The organism is Streptomyces sp. MZ04, from assembly GCF_004684775.1.
Lineage (GTDB): Bacteria > Actinomycetota > Actinomycetes > Streptomycetales > Streptomycetaceae > Streptomyces.
This window is the reverse complement of sequence record NZ_SRIC01000177.1, coordinates 1-17,619: the sequence shown is the minus strand read 5'-3', so window position 1 is coordinate 17,619 and position 17,619 is coordinate 1. Positions and strand designations below refer to the sequence as shown.

At 70.1% G+C, this 17,619-nt stretch carries 12 protein-coding genes; 8 read left to right on the top strand and 4 right to left on the bottom strand.

Features of this window, described 5'->3' with window-relative positions; genetic code table 11:
- The first annotated feature begins 47 nt into the window (after positions 1-47).
- Complete coding sequence (locus tag E2651_RS28990) at positions 48-1,274, top strand: glycoside hydrolase family 64 protein (RefSeq protein WP_135334203.1); 1,227 nt, start codon at positions 48-50, stop codon at positions 1,272-1,274.
- A gap of 104 nt (positions 1,275-1,378) precedes the next feature.
- On the opposite strand, the gene E2651_RS28985 is transcribed toward E2651_RS28990, so the two are convergent.
- From E2651_RS28985 to E2651_RS28975, 3 genes are all read right to left on the bottom strand, one after another.
- Complete coding sequence (locus E2651_RS28985; protein ID WP_135334202.1) at positions 1,379-1,621, bottom strand: chaplin; 243 nt, start codon at positions 1,619-1,621, stop codon at positions 1,379-1,381.
- Between the two features lie 126 nt (positions 1,622-1,747).
- Entirely contained in the window at positions 1,748-2,767 is a 1,020-nt protein-coding gene (locus tag E2651_RS28980) for a LacI family DNA-binding transcriptional regulator (protein WP_135334201.1), read from the bottom strand.
- A 180-nt stretch (positions 2,768-2,947) separates the two neighbouring features.
- Complete coding sequence (locus E2651_RS28975) at positions 2,948-4,612, bottom strand: GMC family oxidoreductase N-terminal domain-containing protein (RefSeq protein ID WP_245239312.1); 1,665 nt, start codon at positions 4,610-4,612, stop codon at positions 2,948-2,950.
- Between the two features lie 71 nt (positions 4,613-4,683).
- On the opposite strand from E2651_RS28975, the gene E2651_RS28965 reads away from it, so the two are divergent.
- From E2651_RS28965 to E2651_RS28950, 4 genes are all read left to right on the top strand, one after another.
- Positions 4,684-5,682: a hypothetical protein gene (locus tag E2651_RS28965; RefSeq protein ID WP_245239311.1), complete on the top strand. Its 999-nt coding sequence runs from the start codon at positions 4,684-4,686 to the stop codon at positions 5,680-5,682.
- A 67-nt stretch (positions 5,683-5,749) separates the two neighbouring features.
- A complete protein-coding gene (locus E2651_RS28960) occupies positions 5,750-7,300 on the top strand; it encodes a HEAT repeat domain-containing protein (protein WP_135334197.1) in 1,551 nt (516 codons plus the stop codon).
- Between the two features lie 2 nt (positions 7,301-7,302).
- Positions 7,303-8,817 carry a HEAT repeat domain-containing protein gene (locus tag E2651_RS28955; RefSeq protein WP_135334196.1) on the top strand — a complete coding sequence of 505 codons (1,515 nt, stop codon included), beginning with the start codon at positions 7,303-7,305 and terminating at the stop codon, positions 8,815-8,817.
- 44 nt (positions 8,818-8,861) lie between these two features.
- Positions 8,862-9,500 carry a LysE family translocator gene (locus E2651_RS28950; protein WP_135334195.1) on the top strand — a complete coding sequence of 213 codons (639 nt, stop codon included), beginning with the start codon at positions 8,862-8,864 and terminating at the stop codon, positions 9,498-9,500.
- 14 nt (positions 9,501-9,514) lie between these two features.
- On the opposite strand, the gene E2651_RS28945 is transcribed toward E2651_RS28950, so the two are convergent.
- Positions 9,515-10,552 (bottom strand): multicopper oxidase domain-containing protein, encoded by a 1,038-nt coding sequence (locus tag E2651_RS28945; RefSeq protein ID WP_135334194.1) that lies wholly within the window; start codon positions 10,550-10,552, stop codon positions 9,515-9,517.
- 391 nt (positions 10,553-10,943) lie between these two features.
- On the opposite strand from E2651_RS28945, the gene E2651_RS28940 reads away from it, so the two are divergent.
- The 3 genes from E2651_RS28940 to E2651_RS28930 all read left to right on the top strand — a co-directional run.
- Positions 10,944-13,289 carry a ThuA domain-containing protein gene (locus tag E2651_RS28940; RefSeq protein WP_245239313.1) on the top strand — a complete coding sequence of 782 codons (2,346 nt, stop codon included), beginning with the start codon at positions 10,944-10,946 and terminating at the stop codon, positions 13,287-13,289.
- A complete protein-coding gene (locus E2651_RS28935) occupies positions 13,286-15,490 on the top strand; it encodes a family 16 glycoside hydrolase (protein ID WP_135334192.1) in 2,205 nt (734 codons plus the stop codon). Before E2651_RS28940 ends, E2651_RS28935 begins: the two co-directional genes overlap by 4 nt.
- Before the next feature lie 179 nt (positions 15,491-15,669).
- Positions 15,670-17,619: HEAT repeat domain-containing protein (locus tag E2651_RS28930; protein WP_135334191.1), on the top strand; the 1,950-nt coding region annotated here is incomplete at its 3' end.

Genomic DNA, 17,619 nt, shown 5'->3' with positions numbered 1-17,619 from the left:
CCCACGTACGACATCCCCCCACACCCCCACATTCCGGGAGACCCTCCGTGATATCGCGTCGCGTATTCCTGTCGTCCGCAGCCGGTGCCGCCGGAGCCCTGACCTATCCCGCCTGGGGCAGCCTCCTCAGCCCCGACGCCAAGGCGGCGCCCGCCACCTGTGAACTCGCCCTGCAGAACAAGTCGTTGCCCGGCGAGGTACGCGCCTACGTCACCGGACACGAGCAGGGCACCGACCGCTGGGTCCTGCTCAAGCCGGACGGCGGTGTCTACCGGCCCGACTCGCCGTCGGCCCCGCAGACGCCCCTGCCGGTCGACTGCTCCATACCGCTCGGCGCGGCCGGTTCCGAGCCGAAGGTACTGACGCTGCCTCAAATGTTCGGCGCCCGCGTCTACTTCGTGCGGGACGACAAGCTGGACTTCTTCCTCAACCCGGGCCCTTCCCTGGTCGAGCCCGCCTTCGCGACCAAGGAGGACCCCAACTACGGGCGCACCTGGTCGTTCTGCGAATTCACCTTCAACAGCACGCAGTTGTACGCCAACATCAGCTACGTGGACCTCGTCACGGCCCTGCCCATCGGCCTGACGCTGGAAGGGGACGCCAAGCACACCGTCGCCCCGCTGCCCAACGGGGCCGTCGACAAGATCGCGGCCGATCTCGTCGCGCAGGGCGAGAAGGACGGGCAGCCGTGGGGCGACCTGGTGATCCGGGGCGACGGCGGGGACGTACTGCGCGTCATCTCGCCGCAGAACCTCATGGCCCCGTACTTCGACCGGCCCGACCAGATGCCGTTCCGGAACGTGTGGAACAGCTACATCGACCAGGTGTGGGAGAAGTACCGGGGCACCGACCTCAAGATCGACCTGCAGGGCGGCCGGGGCGTGTTCACCGGGCGGGTGAGCGGTGACACGCTGACATTCGACGGCGGGCACACGTTCGCGAAGCCCACGTCCAAGGACATCTTCACCTGCAACCACGGGCCGTTCACCAACAACCCCGCGGACTCCGACGACAAGAAGGGTCTGCTCGCGCGGCTCGCGGCGGGGTTCAACCGCAGCATCATGCTGACGCACGCGGAGCAGCCGAACGGCGCGGGCTCCGGGGACTACTACAAGGACGCGGTGACGAATCACTGGGCGCGGGTGGTGCACGCGAACTCCCCGATCGGATACGCGTTCCCGTACGACGATGTCCGGCCGGACGGGGAGCCGGATGTGTCCGGGGCGGCGCACGACGGCAATCCGCGCAGGTTCACGGTGAGTGTCGGGGCGTAGCCCGGCGAGTGTTCGGGGCGCGGCCCGGCGAGTTGTTCGGGACGTGGCCCGGCACGCGAAAGCCCCGTCGCGTTCGGCACGCGACGGGGCTTTCGTCGGCAGAGCTACTCGCAGCTGTTTCCCGCGGCGGGGTCGAGGGCGCCGACGAGATTGCCGGAGTTGCCGCAAACGTTGATGGGAGCGTGGACCGGCGCTTGCACGAGGTTGCCGTTGAGGACGCCGGGCGCGTTCTCCACCCTGCCCTCCGCGAAGGCGCCGGGGCCGGGGTCGGCGAGTGCGGAGCCGGCCCCGCCGATGACGGTGACCGCGGCGAGGGCCGCCGCTGCCAGGATCGCGCGCTTGCGCATGGGTCTACCTCCTGATGAGGGGAAATACCGCTTCGAGCCTCTCCCTGGCAGCGCGCGGCGAAAACACCGCTGAGCCGCGCGGGGTAACGAGGGCACCCTTTCGTGGGACGCCGACCCCCTGCTCCCCTACGCCGACCCCCTGCGCACCAGCTCCGTCGGCAGGACGACACTCTCCTCCGGGCCGCCCCGCGACAGCAGGATGCGCGCCATCAACCGCCCCATCTCCTCGATGTCCTGCCGCACCGTCGTCAGCGGCGGAGACGTCTGCTCGGCCACCGGCACCATGTCGTCGAAGCCCACCACCGCGACGTCCTCCGGCACCCGCATCCCCCGCTCGTGGAGCACACGGAGCGCGCCCGAGGCCGAGAGGTCGTTGGCGGCGAAGACGGCGTCCACGTCCGGGCAGCGGTCGAGGAGTTCACGCATCGCCCGCTCCCCGCCGGCCGGCGTGAAGTCTCCCTCGGCGACGTACGCGTCGTCCGCCTCGGGCAGGACGTCGCGGAAGCCGTCGAGCCGGTCCACCGCCGACGTCTGGTCAAGGGCCCCGGTGATGTGCGCGACGCGCGTACGGCCCAGCGAGACCAGATGGCGGACCGCCGCCCGCGCGCCACCCCGGTTGTCGCAGTCGACGTACGGAGATGTGGCCGTACCGTCGGGCCACCCCGGGCGGCCACCGAAGACCGTCGGCACGCCGGCGCCCTGGATGATGCCGGGCAGCGGATCGTCGAGGTGCAGGGAGAAGACGAGCGCGCCGTCGACATGGCCGCCCGACAGATAACGGCCGACCCGCTCGTGGTCGTCGCGCCCCTCGGTCAGGAGCAGCACGAGCTGTATGTCGCGGGAGGTCAACTCCTTGCTGATGCCCCGCAGTTGCAGCGCGAAGAACGGGTCGGCGAAGACCCGTGTCTCCGGTTCGGCGATCACCACGGCGACCGCGTCGTGGCGGCGGGTGACCAGGCTGCGGGCGGCGCGGTTCGGTACGTAGCCGAGCTCGTCGACCGCGTGCCTGACCTTCTCGGCGAGCGCCTCGCGCACCCCCGTGTCGCCGTTCACGACGCGGGACACCGTGGCCCGTGAGACCCCGGCGCGGGCGGCCACCGCCTCCAGCGTGGGGCGCGCGGCGGCGCTCGTCGGCGGCTCGGTCACCTGGGGCTCCTCAAGGACTGCGGGTGAATCAAGGACTGCGGCGGATCACGGACTGCGGCTGATCACGGACTGCGGCTGATCAAGGACTCGGCGGATCGTCCGCCGGTCAGAATACGGCCGCCGGGGCACACCGGGCGGCCGCGGCCGGCGGGGTGCGCCCGGTCAACTCCGTGCGCCCGGTCACCTCCGCGCGTCAGCCATGATCAGCTCCGCCGCCTTCTCCGCGAGGGCGACCGTGGGCGCGTGGGTGTGGCCGCGGGTGATCCTCGGCATCACCGAGGCGTCCACCACCCGCAGCGCCTGCACGCCGCGCACACGCAGCGTCGGATCGGTGACCGACCGCTCGTCGCCGCCCATCCGGCAGGTGCCGACCGGATGGTAGAGCGTCTCGGCACAGCCGCGGATCGACCGGGCAAGGGTGTCGTCGTCGACGGTCCCGGGATACGGCTCGAGCGGGCCCGACGTGTACGGGGCCAGGGCGCTGCCCGCGAGGAGTTCCTCGGCGCGGCGCACCCCGGCGACGAGGGTGTTGATGTCGGCGTCGGCCGTCAGATAGCCGGGGTCGATGCGGGGCGGCGCGGAGACCCCCGGCCGGGTGGGCGTGATCCGGCCCTCGCTCTGCGGCTGGAGCAGGACCACGCCGATGGTGATGCCGTGCTCGGTTGGCGGGACGAGCCCGTGGTCGACGAAGGGCACGGGGGCGTAGATCAACTCGATGTCGGGGGCGGTCAGTTCGGGCCTCGTCCTGATGAAGGCGACGGCCTCGGCGACGTTGGACGTGAGGGGTCCGCGCCCGCCGAGCAGGAAGCGGCCGATGTTGGCGAGGGAGTCGGCGCCGGTCAGGGTGACGGGCCGCGGACAGCGCATGGTGACCGAGTAGGCGAGGTGGTCCTGGAGGTGACGGCCCACGTCGGGTGCGGCGATACGGGTCTCGATGCCCGCCTTGGCGAGTTCGTCGGGGTCGCCGACGCCGGAGGCCTGGAGCAGCTGCGGCGAGCCGATGGCACCGGCGCTGAGGATCACTTCCCGGCGGGCGATCAGCTTGCCGGGCACGCCGTCGGCGATCACACCGGCCACGCGTGTCCCGTCGAACTCCAGCCTGCGGACCCGCGCGTCGGTCAGGATGTGCAGGTTGCGGCGGCGCCCCACCGCCCTGAGATAGCCGTCGGCGGCGCTCCAGCGGCGGCCGCGGCGCTGGTTGACCGGGGTGAGCGCGAAGCCGCCGTTGTCCGGGCCGTTCAGCTCGGTCAGTTCGGTCAGGCCCGTCGCGCGGCAGGCGTCGAGGAACGCGGGCGTGGTCGTGTTGAGGGCGCGGGGCGGCGAGATCCAGAGCGGCCCTTCCGTTCCGTAGACGCTGTCGGCGCCCGCCGGGCCCGTCCACCGCTCGGCGCGCCGGAAGTAGCGCTCGAACTCCTCGTAGGACCACTCGGGTCCCGCGGCCTCGCCCCAGGCGTCGTAGTCGTCGCGGTGGCCGCGCACCCACATCATGGCGTTCATCGAGGACGAGCCGCCGAGCATGTGGCCGCGGGGCCAGAAGAGTTCACGGCCGTCGAGGGCGGACTGCTTCGCGGTGGAGAAGTTCCAGTCGTAGGGCGTCTTGAACAGTTTCGGGAACGCGGCCGGGATCCGGATCTCGGGCTTGCGGTCGCGCGGCCCCGACTCCACGAGCGCCACCCGCGTTGCGGGATCCTCCGAAAGCCGCGCGGCCAGCACGCATCCTGCGGATCCGGCACCGACGATGACGTAGTCGTACTCGCTGTCCTTGCTCAACTCGGCTCCCTCGGGGGACGGTTCGCGGCGTCGTGCGTACGAGACGTGCGGGTCGCGCAGGGGTGATCCGTACAAGGAGTACACCCAACGTGTATCCCTGGGTAAAGGGTTGGCGCGACGATCCGTGTGTCGTACAGGATCTCCACATGACGCCCAGAAAGGCCGATGCCGACCACATCACCTCCGTCGCCAGGCACAGCACCTCCGTTGCCGTGGACACCACCTCCGTTGCCGGGCACAGCCCCGAGGAAGTGCCTCCGACGCCCCTCGCCCCGTACGCACGCCTGCCGCGCAGGTACCACGACCGCCACATCGCGCACAGCACCGTCGACGCCTTCGGGTCCGCGCACTGGCTGCTCGCCGCGCGCGAACCGAAGCCCGGGCGCGGCGCCCTCAAGCCGTACGACGCCCTGGTCGTCACCGTCGACGCCGAGGGTCGGGACCACGCGACGGAACTCAGCACGCTCCGCGCCCGGTTCCCCCGGTTCGACGCGCTGCCGGACGGGGGCTTCGTCGTCGCCGACGCGCGCAGCCGCGGGAGCGAGCAGCAGGTGCAGGTGTACGACGCGCTGGGCCGTGAGTCGTGGACGTTCCGGGTCGGGGACGCCATCGAGCAGTTCCTGGTCGACCCGGCCGGCCGGCTGTGGGTCGGCCACTTCGACGAAGGGGTCTTCGGGGACGACGAACTCAGCCATCCCGGCCTGCGCTGCTGGAGCGCCGAGGGCGAATCGCTGTGGGCGTACGAGGCGGTGGAGGGCGCGGGCGAGATCTACGACTGCTATGCGCTCAACGTGAGCGAGGACTCCAGCGTCTGGGTCTGCGCCTACAACGACTTCGCACTCCTGGAGATCCGCACGGACCGCACCCGCCGCACGGTGCGGCCGCGCGTCAACTCCGTAGCAGGCGCACACGCGTTGGCCGTGTCGCCGGACCGGGCGATGTTCGTCGGCGGGTACGGCGACGACCGCGACCGTCTCGTCGACGCCGAGGTCAGGCACGACCAGGTGCGGCCGGTCTCGACCGGACGGCTCGTCGGGCCCGACGGCACCCCGCTCGGGCGCCGCCGGACCGTCAGCCGTGGCCCGTGTGTCTACGTACAGCAGGAGCCGTACACGGCGTGGTCGGTCCTCGACATCAGCGTCTGATCCCGCCGGGGAGACGGGCGTGTGAACCCGCCGTCGGCCCGCGCGGCGTCCCGCATACGCTGTCGGGATGTTCGCGAACCGGAAAGCGCGCAAGCAGGCGGAGCTGCGCGAGGACCTCGCCGCCAGGCTGCGGGACACGGACCTGGAGGTCCGGAGCAGGGCGGCGACCGAGGCCGCCGAGACCGGCGGCCAGGAATGGGCGCTGCGCGAACTGGTGCGGGCCGTGGAACGCGAACCATGGGCGGATGATTTCTCCGAGACGGTGGTGAGCGGCTTCGCGGCCGCACTGCGCCGCGAACGGCCGATCCGCGAACGGACCGAACAGGTCTTCGCGCGGCACCTGGACGACCCCGAAGGCTTCCTACGGGCCTGGACCTCGCTGACGGCGGAGCTCGGCGGCGGCCCGGCCGTGCGGGACATCGACGACGACCTGCGCGACGACATGCGGGGCCGCCTCATCGCCGTACGCCGCGAGGGCTGGACGGCCGATGGCATTGTCGGTCGCGGACAACCGGGCGGCTTCGCCTACGACTTGGCGTTCGACATCGCTGTCATGCTGGCCTGCGTCGTGCTGCTCCAGAACGCGCCGCTGTCCGTCGAGGAGGCGGAGCGGCTGCGCGCCGAGACGCGCGCCGGGCTCAAGAACGCGCTGCCGCTCGCGCCGGGCAGCGTCGAACGGGCCGCTGTCCTCGCCCCGTTGGCCAAGTCCGGCGAGGCCGAGTCATGGACCGATCGCGCCCGTGCGGGCGTACTCGTCGACGAAGCCCTTGACCTGTGTACGAGCGGCGAGGAGGACTTGGTGACGCTGGGCGCCGAGTTCCTTGCCAAGCTCCTCTTCGGTGAAGTGGTCCGTCGCGACCGGGTGCGCGAGGTCCTCGACGGCCTCGTCGCGAGAGAGACCGCGAGAGAGACCGCGAGAGAGACCCAGGAGAATCCCTTCCTCCTCAGCCGAATCCTGCTGTCCTACAGCCATCTGCACATGCCGATGCCCCTGGACGACCCGCCCCTCCCACTGCTGCTGGCCTCGCTGCGCCATCCCGACCCCGTCGTCCGCGCCGCGGCCGCGGAGGGCCTCGACCCGATAGCCACCGGCTCCCCCGCGGAGGCTGAAGCCGTGGAGGGCCTCGACCCGATAGCCACCGGCTCCCCCGCGGAGGCTGAAGCCGTGGAGGGCCTCGTCGGCCTCCTGGAGAACGACCCGGACACGGGAGTGCGCCGCAGCGCGGCCATGACACTGAGGTGGCTCGACTACGGCGATGAACACCACGCCCGCGTCGCCTCCGACGCCTTGGAGCGCCAGGCGGACTCGGACGTCCCGGAGATCCTCGCGCACAGCGTCGCCGACGCCCTGCGGCGCGGCGCCCCGGACGCGTACGACCGTCTCCTTGCCGGGCTCGAATCCCCGTCCGCACACTGGCAGTTGCTCCTGGCTCCGGGAAATGTCCCCACCGGATCCGGCTTCGTCCTCCCGTCGCGTTCCCAGCGCAAGGCGCTCATTCAGCGCGTCGAGGCGTTGCGCGACACAGGGTGGGCCGATCGGGACATCTCCGCGGACTTCACGGGTGCGGACAGGGTGCAGCTGCTCTCCGACCTGCTGGACAGTCTGCGGGGCCGCTAGACATGTTCAAGGAGCTGAGAGCGCGCAGGCAGGCGGTACGGTACGAGGAGTTGGCCGCCGCGCTGCGGGGTGCGGACCCGGACGTCCCTGCCCTGGCGGCGGACGACACGGCCGAGCTTGCCGAGTTGGGGTGGGCGCTACGGGAGTTGGCGCTGGCCGTGGAGCGCGAGCCGTCGACGCTGGAGCCGTTCCTGTCCGTGGCGGGCAGTCTCGCCACCGCCCTCCGTCGGCACCCGCCCCTCCGCGAGCGGACGGAGCGGATCTTCGCCGGGCATCTGGACGACCCCGAGGGCTTCGTGCGGGAGTGGATGGGGCTCATGGCCGAACTGGGCGGCGGTCCCGCCGTATGGAATGTCGACGCGGACCTGCGGGACGACGTGGCGGGCCGCCTGGACTATCTACGGGGCGAGGGCTGGACGGAGGAAGGGCCTCCGTCCGGCGTCGGGCAACGTCCGGACAGTGTCGCCCACCACGTGACGTTCGGGACGTCGGTCATCCACGCCTGCACGGCCATCCGCCGGAACCGACCGCTGACCGCGACCGAGGCGGACCGGCTCCGCGCCGAGACACGCGCCGTGCTCGAGCGGGCCCTTCCGCTTCCGCCCGGCAGCGATGAACGCTCGGAGCTCACCATGCCGTTGGCCGTGCCGCCGGACGAGGAATCGTGGTCGGACCGTGCCCGGCACGGGCTCCGGATCGACGAGGCGCTCGCCTGGTGCGCGAGCACGGAGCAGGACCGGGTGACGCTCGGCGTCGAGCTGCTTGCCGATCTGCTGCTGTTCGCTGACACGCTCAGGAGCGAGCGGATCGTCGCCACCCTCGACCGCCTGGTCCGCGAGGAACCACACCCCTTGACGCTGACCGACATCATGAACTGCTACGGGATCATGCACCTGCGCAACCCCCTGCAGGATCCGCCCTTCCAGCTCTTCTTCGACGGCCTGAACCATCCCGACGAGAGCGTCCGTACCAAGGCCGCCGGCGGCCTGGAGATACTTGCGCCCGGCACCCCCGAGGAGGGCCGCGCGGTCACGGTCCTGGTCGACGTCCTCGACCACGACCCCGAGAACCGCGTCCGCCGGATGGCGGCCGACAGTCTCGCCGGCATGAAGTGGGTCGAGGAACGCAACTCCCGGGCCGCCGTGGACGCCCTGGAACGTCACGCCGATTCGCCGGTCGCGGAGATCCGGGCGCAGAGCCTCCGCGACGCGATCCAGCGCGGCACCCCGGACGCGTACGACCGGCTGCTCCGCGAGTTCGAGAACCCCGACATGGACTGGCATTTCATCTCGGCGTACACGAGAGCCGCGTACACGAGAGCCGCGTACACGAGAGCCGCGCTCGACGACGACTTCTCGCTCCCGTCCGACGTCCGCCCCGCCTTCGTGGAACGTCTTGATCGCCTCGCGGCATCCGGCTGGGCCGACCGCTGTGAGGACCCGGACGCCTACCCCGATCCGGAGGGCCGGGCCGAGATGCTCGACGAGATCCTGCGAGATCTCCGCTCCGACACCTAACCCGCTGACAGAGCAGCAGGTCCGGCGGGGTAACCTGGCATTCCATGGCAATAAGCACCGCCCTGTGGTCCTTCGCCCTCGTAGTAGGGCTTCTCACTCTGACTCCCGGACTCGACACCGCGCTGATCTTGCGCACCTCTGCCCTCGGCCGGCGCAGGAGCGCCTGGGGCGTCGTCCTCGGAATCCAGACCGGCACCCTGCTGTGGGGTGCGCTCACCTCCCTCGGAGTGACCGCGCTGCTCACGGCCTCCCACCTCGCCTACACCGCGTTGCGCTGGATCGGCGCCGCGTACCTCGTCTGGATGGCGGCCCGGATGCTCCGGGACACCTTCCGGGGACAGCCCACGTCGGACACGAGCGACTCCGTCCTGGCCGCCGGCACGGACTCGGTCAGCGGCGGCTGGCGGCAGGGAACGCTCACCAACCTCCTGAACCCGAAAATGGGCGCCTTCTACGTCGCCGTCCTGCCCCAGTTCATCCCCCCGGGCACAGACCACTTCGCCATGGGCCTCCTGCTGACCACGGTGCACATCCTCATCGGTCTGCTCTGGGCCGCCGTCCTCATCGGCTTCGCCCGCGTCCTGCATGGCTGGCTCCGCAAGCCGCAGGCCCGCCGCCTGCTCGACCGGATCACCGGCACCGTCATCGGCGTCTTCGGCATCAGACTGGCACTGAGCAACTGACGATCCGACACGCTCTAGCCGTGGTCGTGCCCGGACGCCCCGGACTTCTCCGCAGCCCCCGACTCCCCGCCGGACCCTGACTTCTCATCAGCCCCTGCCGCATGATGCGGCTCATAGTCCGGGATGGTCCCGTCCGCCTTCTTCACCAGGAACAGGCCCGCCATCCCCATGTCCGAGTGGCTCTGCACATGGCAGTGGTACATCCACGCGCCCGCGCCGACCCCCTCCCCCGCGATCACCTGGAAACCGAACGAGTCCCCCGGCCCGGTGATCTTGTCGTCGAGGATCTGGCTTGGGTCGTCGGGGCCGGTCAGCAGGCCCGTGCGGTTGTCCGCCCAGCGGTGACCGTGGACGTGGAACGTGTGGTAGTACTCGCCGTGCGTGATCGACACGAACTCGACCCGATCGCCCACCGTGGCCTCGAAGTCGGGGCTGTCGTGGCCCGCCTTGTTGTTGATCGTCATGTCGTTGAAGACGATGGTGAAGGTCTTGTCCGGCAGCAGGTCGCCCTTGCGGCGAACGATCAGCGCGCCGTACAGCCCCTTGCGTACGCCGCCGGTGCCGTGATCGGTGCCGACCACGTGGTCGTGGTAGTGCCAGTAGCCCGCGGTGCCGGGGCGCCACGTGCCGTCCTTGCGGCGGCCCGGAGCGTGCGTGCGCCACGTGTAGGTGCGTTTCCCGCCCGGCTCGACATCGCTCTTGGTGTGCTTGGTGCCGTCGCTCGAGATCTCGTAGTCCATGCCGTGCACGTGCAGGCTGGCGTTCACGTCCATCGTGTTCTCGAACTCGATGTGCAGCGTGTCGCCCTCGTTCAGCTCGATCAGCGGGCCGGGGATGGACGCCTTGCCCTTCTCCAGGCCGTAGCCCATCTGCCCGTCCGCCAGCTTCTCGGCGTACAGCTTGATGCGGCGCACCTCGCCGCCCGCCGGCGCCGTCTTCGGCCCGTCGGCGGTGCTCGCCTCGGGGGCGGAGGCCAGCGACAACGATGTCACCCCGGTCGTCGCGGCCACCCCGCCCACCAGCATCCGCCGGTTGAAGCTCCGTCTGTCCATGCCGAACTCCCCACTGCGGTACGGATACTGACGGGGCAGAGGTCGCCCCCGGGACGGCCACACGGTATCGGGGGGATCTTCGTTTATCCACACTCAGGACAAAGTTGGCACTGTTGCGGTCATACCTATTGGCGAGTGACGAAAAGAGGTCTAGCTTCATCGGCGCTGTTGCTGTGACCGACGAGGGGTGGGTGTACTCATGCGGCTCACACCGCATCAAAGGCCCTTGGATGTACGAGGGTTGAGCAGACGCAGAGACCACAGAGACCGCGGGAGACGCCGGTCGCACCGGGCCTGGGCCGCCGCCCTGCTCTCCGGAGCGCTGGTCACCGGCGCTCTCTCCGCACAGGCCGCCACCGCGCGGCCCTATCCGGAACCGCCGTTGACAACGATGTCCCTGCCCTCGCCGCCCGGCGGGGCGAATGTGCGCGTCCTGGTCTTCCACGGTTCGGCGGCGGGCGGCGACGAGTCCCCGGTGGTGAACGCCGGCATCGAGGCCATCGAGAAGATCGGCCAATCCGGCCCCGCCGCCCAGCGGTTCAGGATCGAGGCGACGGACGACCCGGCGGTCTTCACGAACGAGGCCAAGCTCGGCAAGTTCAACGCGGTCGCCTTCCTGACCGGCGGCGGCGACGTCCTCGACCCCGAGCAGGAAGCGGGCCTCGAGGCCTATATGGAGGCCGGTGGCGGCTTCCTCGGCATCCATGACGCGGCCCGCGCCGAGCCGTACTCGACCTGGTTCACCGGACTGATCGGCGCCCGTCCCGCCGACTCCAGTCCAACGAACGTACAGCGCGCCACAGTTGAGGTGGGCGACCGCCAGAACCCCGCCACCAAGGACCTGCCGCCGCAGTGGAAGCGCCCCGACCGGTGGCTGAACTGGACGAAGAACCCGTCCGGCGACGTGCACACCGTGGCCCGCGTGCGCGAGGCGACGTACCAGCCGGGCGAGAGCAAGAACGGCTGGGACCACCCGGTGTCCTGGTGCCGCGACTACGACGGCGGACGCTCCTTCTACACCGGCATGGGCGGCACGGCGGACTCCTACGACGAGACCGACTTCCGGCAGCACCTGCGCGGCGCCCTGCTGTGGACGACCCGCATCGCGCGCGCCGACTGCAAGTCGACGATCAACGCCAACTACAAGGCGGAGCGCCTCACCCAGGCCAACCAGCCGGGCCAGAACGACCAGATCGGCGAGCCGCACGGCCTGGTCACCGCGCCCGACGGACGGGTCTTCTACATCGGCCGCGGCGGCGCCGACTCCTCGCAGCCGGTGGTCACCGACTGGAACAACCCCGACATCGGCAAGGGCAAGGGCGAGATCCACGTCTACGACCCCAAGACCAAGAAGGTGACCCTCGCGGGGGCGCTCACCGTCTTCGGCAACAAGGGCGGCGGCGATGAGCTGATCAAGGTCGAAGAGGGCCTGCTCGGCATCGAGTTGGACCCGAAGTTCGCGGAGAACGGATGGGTGTATCTGCACTACACACCCCACTCGGAGATCAACCGCGACACGCACATGGCCGAGCGCTACGTCTCCCGCTTCACCCTCGACCAGACAACGGACAAGCTGGACCTGAACAGCGAGAAGGTCCTGCTCAAGTGGCCGGTGCAGATCCACAGTTGCTGCCACTCGGGCGGCGGGATGGCCTGGGATTCGAAGGGCAATCTCTATATCGCGACCGGCGACAACAACTCCTCGCGGTTCAGCGACGGTTACTCGGGCAACAACCCGGAGCCGAACTTCAAGGGCGTCTCCTTCGCCGACGCGCGCCGCACCGCCGGCAACACCAACAACCTCAACGGCAAGATCCTGCGCATCCACCCGGAGACCGACGGGACGTACACGCTCCCCGAGGGCAACCTCTTCACCGGCAAGGAGCCCGACGAGGGCGGCGGAAAGACGCGCGGCGAGATCTATGTGATGGGCGTCAGGAACCCGGCGCGCATCTCCGTCGACAAGAAGACCGACACCTTGTACGCGGGCTGGGTCGGGCCCGACGCCGGTGCGCCGTCGACGACTTGGGGCCCGGCGAAGTACGACACGTTCGCCGCGATCACCCACGCCTCCAACCGCGGCTGGCCGTACTGCATGGGCAACAACCAGCCCTACCGCGACCGCAATCTGCCGGACCCGACGAAGCCGCTCGGCTGGTACGACTGCAAGAAGCTCAAGAACGAGTCGCCCAACAACGACGGCCTGGTGAACATCCCGCCCGCCGAGCCGAACAACATCTGGTACTCGCCGCAGGGTGGCGGCATCGACTATCCGCGCGACGCGAACGGCGTCCCGAGCTACAAGACGGAGGAGCAGAAGCAGCTCCTGCCGTGGCTCAAGGGCGGCGGCCAGGCCACGATGAACGGCCCCGTCTACCGCTTCGACGCGGCGAGCACGAGCGCCGACAAGTGGCCCTCGTACTGGGACGGCAAGTGGTTCGTCGGCGACTTCTACGACGCCGACCAGCCGCGGCACGCGGTGCTCACCGACCCCAAGACGGTCGGCAGCGGCGGTCTTCCGACGCATGCCGAGTCCCTGAAGAAGATCGTCCCGATCGGCAACGACGGCATCAAGAACCTCATGGACTGGAAGTTCGCCGCCGACGGTTCGCTGTACGTCCTCGACTACGGCCGCGGCTTCTTCACCTCGGACCCCAAGTCGGCGCTGTGGCACGTCACTTACAAGGGCGGCGAGGCCACACCGGCCGCCGACGACCTGGCAAGGAGGGCGGGATGAAGTCCGTCGCGCGCGAACGAAGACTCTGGACGGCGCTGCTCGCGTCGCTCCTGATGGTGCTCGGCCTGACGTCGACGGCGGCCTTCGGGCGCGACGACAACTCGGGCCTGGCCGCCCAGACGCTGACCTGGACGGCGAACAACGGCATCGACAAGTACGCCTCCGCGCCCACCACGGCGGTCGCGGGTGCGACGACGATCGTCTTCGAGAACAGCGCGGCGACCGGCAACGACACCGGCATGCCGCACACGCTGACGTTCGACGTCTCGGACCCCGAGTACAACAACGACGTACCGCTGAACATCCTGGCCAACCCCAACGACGACCAGGGCGGCAAGCACACCGCCGAGGTGACCCTGACGCCCGGCCGTTACCGCTACCACTGCACGATCCCCGGCCACGGGTCGATGCAGGGCATTCTCGTGGTGACCGAGGGCGGCGGCGAGGACACCGCGGCTCCCGAGACCTCGGCGAAGGTCGAGGGGCAGACCAACTCCGATGGCGCGTACATCGGTTCGGCCAGTGTGGCGGTGACGGCGACCGACGCGGGTTCGGGCGTCGACAAGGTCGAGTACGCGATGGGGGCGGACGGCGCCTGGCAGCCGTACACGGCCCCCGTCGTCGTCGACCAGGTCGGCACCCACAAGCTCCGCTACCGGGCGAGCGACAAGGCGGGCAACGTGGCGGCGGAGAAATCCGTCGACTTCACGGTGGTCCCGCCGCCGACCGACGACAAGACACCACCGGAGACCTCGGCCACGGTGACCGGCGAGCAGAACGACCAGGGCGAGTACATCGGGATGGCGACCGTCACCGTGACGGCGTCCGACACCGGCTCCGGCGTCAACAAGATCGAGTACGCGGTCGGGGACGGTGGCGCATGGACGGCGTACACCGCGCCGGTCATGGTCCACGCGGCGGGCGCGCACAAGATCCGCTACCGCGCGTCCGACAAGGCGGGCAACGTGGCGGCCGAGAAGGCCGTCGAGTTCACCGTGGTCACGCCGCCGGTCGAGGACAAGACGCCGCCGGAGACCACCGCGAAGGTCGAGGGCGACAAGGACTCGGACGGCGCGTACATCGGCAAGGCGAAGGTGACGGTCACGGCGACCGACGCCGACTCGGGTGTCGACAAGATCGAGTACTCCCTGGACGGCGGTCCGTATCTCGCGTACGCCGATCCGGTCGTCGTCGACCGCGTGGGGCGCCACACGGTGGCGTACCGGGCGAGCGACAAGGCGGGCAATGTGGCGGCGGCGAAGGACGTGTCCTTCACGGTCACCGAGGGCGGCGGGATTCCCGCGCCCAACTGCCCGGAGTACGACGAGCGGTTGACGGTGTTCGTCGGCACCGTCGACACGGGCATCCCGAACCGGGTCACCAACAACCGGTGCCGCATCAACGAGTTGATCGAGGACGAGAAGGAGTGGACGTCGCACGCGCTCTTCCTGAAGCACGTCAAGAGCGTCACCGACAAGCTCCTGAAGGCCGGTGAGATCGACCAGCGCGAGTACAACAAGATCAACCGCGCCGCCAAGGAGTCCGGCATCGGCAAGCCGGGCCAGACCGAGGGCTACCGCAAGATCTTCGACGGCACCCAGGACTCCCTGAACAAGTGGGAGCAGGTCGGCGGCGGCAAGTTCGGCCTCAACGGGGACGGTTCGATCACCAGCAGCACCACCGTCGGGGGCCTGGGCATGCTGTGGTTCCCGGAGCGCAAGTACGGCGACTTCTCGCTGAAGCTCCAGTGGCGGGACGACGCCCCGGGCAACGGAAACGCCAACTCCGGTGTCTTCGTGCGCTTCCCGCAGGTCCACGACCACCCGGAGGAGCCGCGTCCGGAGTGGGTCGCCATCAAGTACGGGCACGAGGTGCAGGTGCTCGACCGTCCTGACGGCGACATGTACAAGACGGGTTCGATCTACGGCTTCGACCGGGTGGGCCTCGGCGGCGCCGGTGTCACCCCGAAGGGCACGTGGAACGACTACGAGATCCGCGTGGTGGACCAGCACTACTCGGTCTACCGCAACGGCGTGCTCCTCAACGAGTTCGACAACACGGGCGGCCAGGACTTCGTCCCGCCGCGCGGCGACGACCCCGGCACGGACGGGCGGCGGTTCGCGTCCGGCTATGTCGGGCTGCAGGTGCACGGGGTCACCGATGTGATCTCGTACCGGGACATCAGGATCAAGGAGCTGTAGAGCTGTAGAGCTGTAGACCTGTAGACCTGTAGCCACCGCCTGCCCGGACCGGCTTCGGCCCCCGCACCCCCTGGAATTCGCCAACTTGGGGCGCGGGGGCCGTTGTCAGTGGCGTGAGGCATGCTTTTGATCAACGGAATCGAGCACGGCCGAGCACGATCGGGCACGGGGGAACAGGGATGGCTTTCACGGGGATCGACGACATCGACTGGGCGTCGATGGTGCATGCCTACGGCGACGCGTCGGACGTGCCGCGACTGCTGCGGGGCCTGGCGTCGGCGGACCCGGAGGAGCGGGACATCGCCCTGGACGGGATGTACGGCGCGGTGCATCACCAGGGTGATGTCTATGACTCCACCGTCGCCTGCCTGCCGTTCCTCTTCGATCTCGTCGCCGACGCGTCGGTCGCCGACCGGGGTTCCCTCGTGGGCCTGTTGTGCAGCATCGCGGGCGAGGAGGAACCGGACCCCGAGGAGATCGGCGGCCTCTTCGAGGACGAGGAGGAGGACGCGGACTGGGTCGGGATTTTCCTCACCGCCAGCGCGACGGTCCGGGGACGTGCCGGGTTCTTCCTGGATCTCCTCGCGGACCCGGATCCGGGCCTGCGCGAGGTGCTGCCGGAGGCGGTGGTCCAGCTGCACGACGACCCCGCGCGGGTACTCGCCGCGCTGCGTGAGCGGTTCGCCGTGGAGCAGGCGGATGAGGTCGTACGTTCCCTGGTGCGGGCGATCGGCTCGCTGGGCGCCCGGCACGCGGAACAACTCGGTGCGGAGGTCGGCGCCTGCCTGCGTGAGGTGATCTCGTCCGGCGGCGCCGATCCCGAGCTGCGCCTGACGGTCCTCGCACAGCTGGCCCGGTGCGCGCCCGAGCTGCTGCCCGAGGACTGCGTGGACATCGCCACGGAGGTGATGCGGATCGCGTACGAGGCGAAGAGCGAGCCCGCCGCCGACCCCGAATCCACCCCCGACGAACGGCCGCGCGCTAACACGATGGTGTCCCATCTGAGGGACCTGGAGGCCGCGCACCGCGCGAGCATCGACGCGACCCTCGCCGACGACCTCCTCGAAGATCTGCACGACGCGCTCGGCGACTCCACGGACATGCGGTTCGAGCTGCTCAACGACCAGCTGTGCAGCCCCGACTGGGGACAGCGCATGGCGGCGGTCCGGATGAGCGGACAGCTACTGACCGGCTGGCGCGCGCCGAACGACCTCACGGTCGCGCTGCTCGCGCGGCAGCTGGTGGAGCACGAGGAGCGGCTTTCCCTGGCCGCGCTGCGGGAGTTGGGGTATGTGCATCCCATCGCCCGTTTCACGGCGGATGTGCTGGAGGCGGCCCTCGTCGAGTGGGAGGACGAGTGGGAGCCGGAGGACTGGGAGTCCTCCCTCTTCGGCGGGGCGATCAACGTGCTTGCCCTGCAAGGTGATGAGCGGGTCGTGCCGTATCTGGCGGCGGTCCTGGAGAGCGGCGGCCCCATCCCCGAGGATTTGTCCCGGTGGGTCGGGGCGATCGGCCACGGCGCGGCGCGCCTGGCGCCGGTGCTGCACCACAGGCTGGCCTCCCTCGGTCCGAACGACGCGAAGTCGGACTCCTCACGCCTCGTCGCGGCCCTGAGCCGTCTGCACGCCGCCGATTCCCTGCCCCTGATCACCCGCGTCCTGCGGGACAACCACGGCGCACAGACCCAGTGGCCCGCACTGAGGGCACTCGTCCGGTACGGGCCGGCCGCCGCCGAGGTCGCGCCGTATCTGCGCGAGCTGGTGTCCGACGGCTCCCTCACCACGAGCCATCGCCTGAAGGCGGCCGACGCCCTCATGGCGGTGACGGGCGAGACCGAACTCGCCCTGCCCCTCCTGCGCGAGGCGCTGGCCGCGGACCGGCCGTACAACCGGTACATCGCGCTGCGCATCGCGGGATCGTTCGGCCCGCACGCCACGGAACTCGCGCCCCGGCTGCACGGGCTGATGACCGACGAAGGATCGATGGAGGCGACGATCGCTCTCTGGAAGGTGCGGGCCGAGGCGGACGAAGTCCTGCCGACGCTCCTCGCCCAGTGGACGGCGAAGCCCACCACCCGTCCGGCAACGGCCGCCTGCCTGGCCGGGATGGGCGCCGAGGCCCTGCCCGCC

Bases quoted from the DNA above. Each gene is read 5' to 3' on its own strand.
- E2651_RS28985 (WP_135334202.1), bottom strand. From the start codon at position 1,621: ATGCGCAAGCGCGCGATCCTGGCAGCGGCGGCCCTCGCCGCGGTCACC.
- E2651_RS28965 (WP_245239311.1), top strand. From the start codon at position 4,684: ATGACGCCCAGAAAGGCCGATGCCGACCACATCACCTCCGTCGCCAGG.
- E2651_RS28960 (WP_135334197.1), top strand. From the start codon at position 5,750: ATGTTCGCGAACCGGAAAGCGCGCAAGCAGGCGGAGCTGCGCGAGGAC.
- E2651_RS28955 (WP_135334196.1), top strand. From the start codon at position 7,303: ATGTTCAAGGAGCTGAGAGCGCGCAGGCAGGCGGTACGGTACGAGGAG.
- E2651_RS28950 (WP_135334195.1), top strand. From the start codon at position 8,862: ATGGCAATAAGCACCGCCCTGTGGTCCTTCGCCCTCGTAGTAGGGCTT.
- E2651_RS28945 (WP_135334194.1), bottom strand. From the start codon at position 10,552: ATGGACAGACGGAGCTTCAACCGGCGGATGCTGGTGGGCGGGGTGGCC.
- E2651_RS28940 (WP_245239313.1), top strand. From the start codon at position 10,944: ATGTCCCTGCCCTCGCCGCCCGGCGGGGCGAATGTGCGCGTCCTGGTC.
- E2651_RS28935 (WP_135334192.1), top strand. From the start codon at position 13,286: ATGAAGTCCGTCGCGCGCGAACGAAGACTCTGGACGGCGCTGCTCGCG.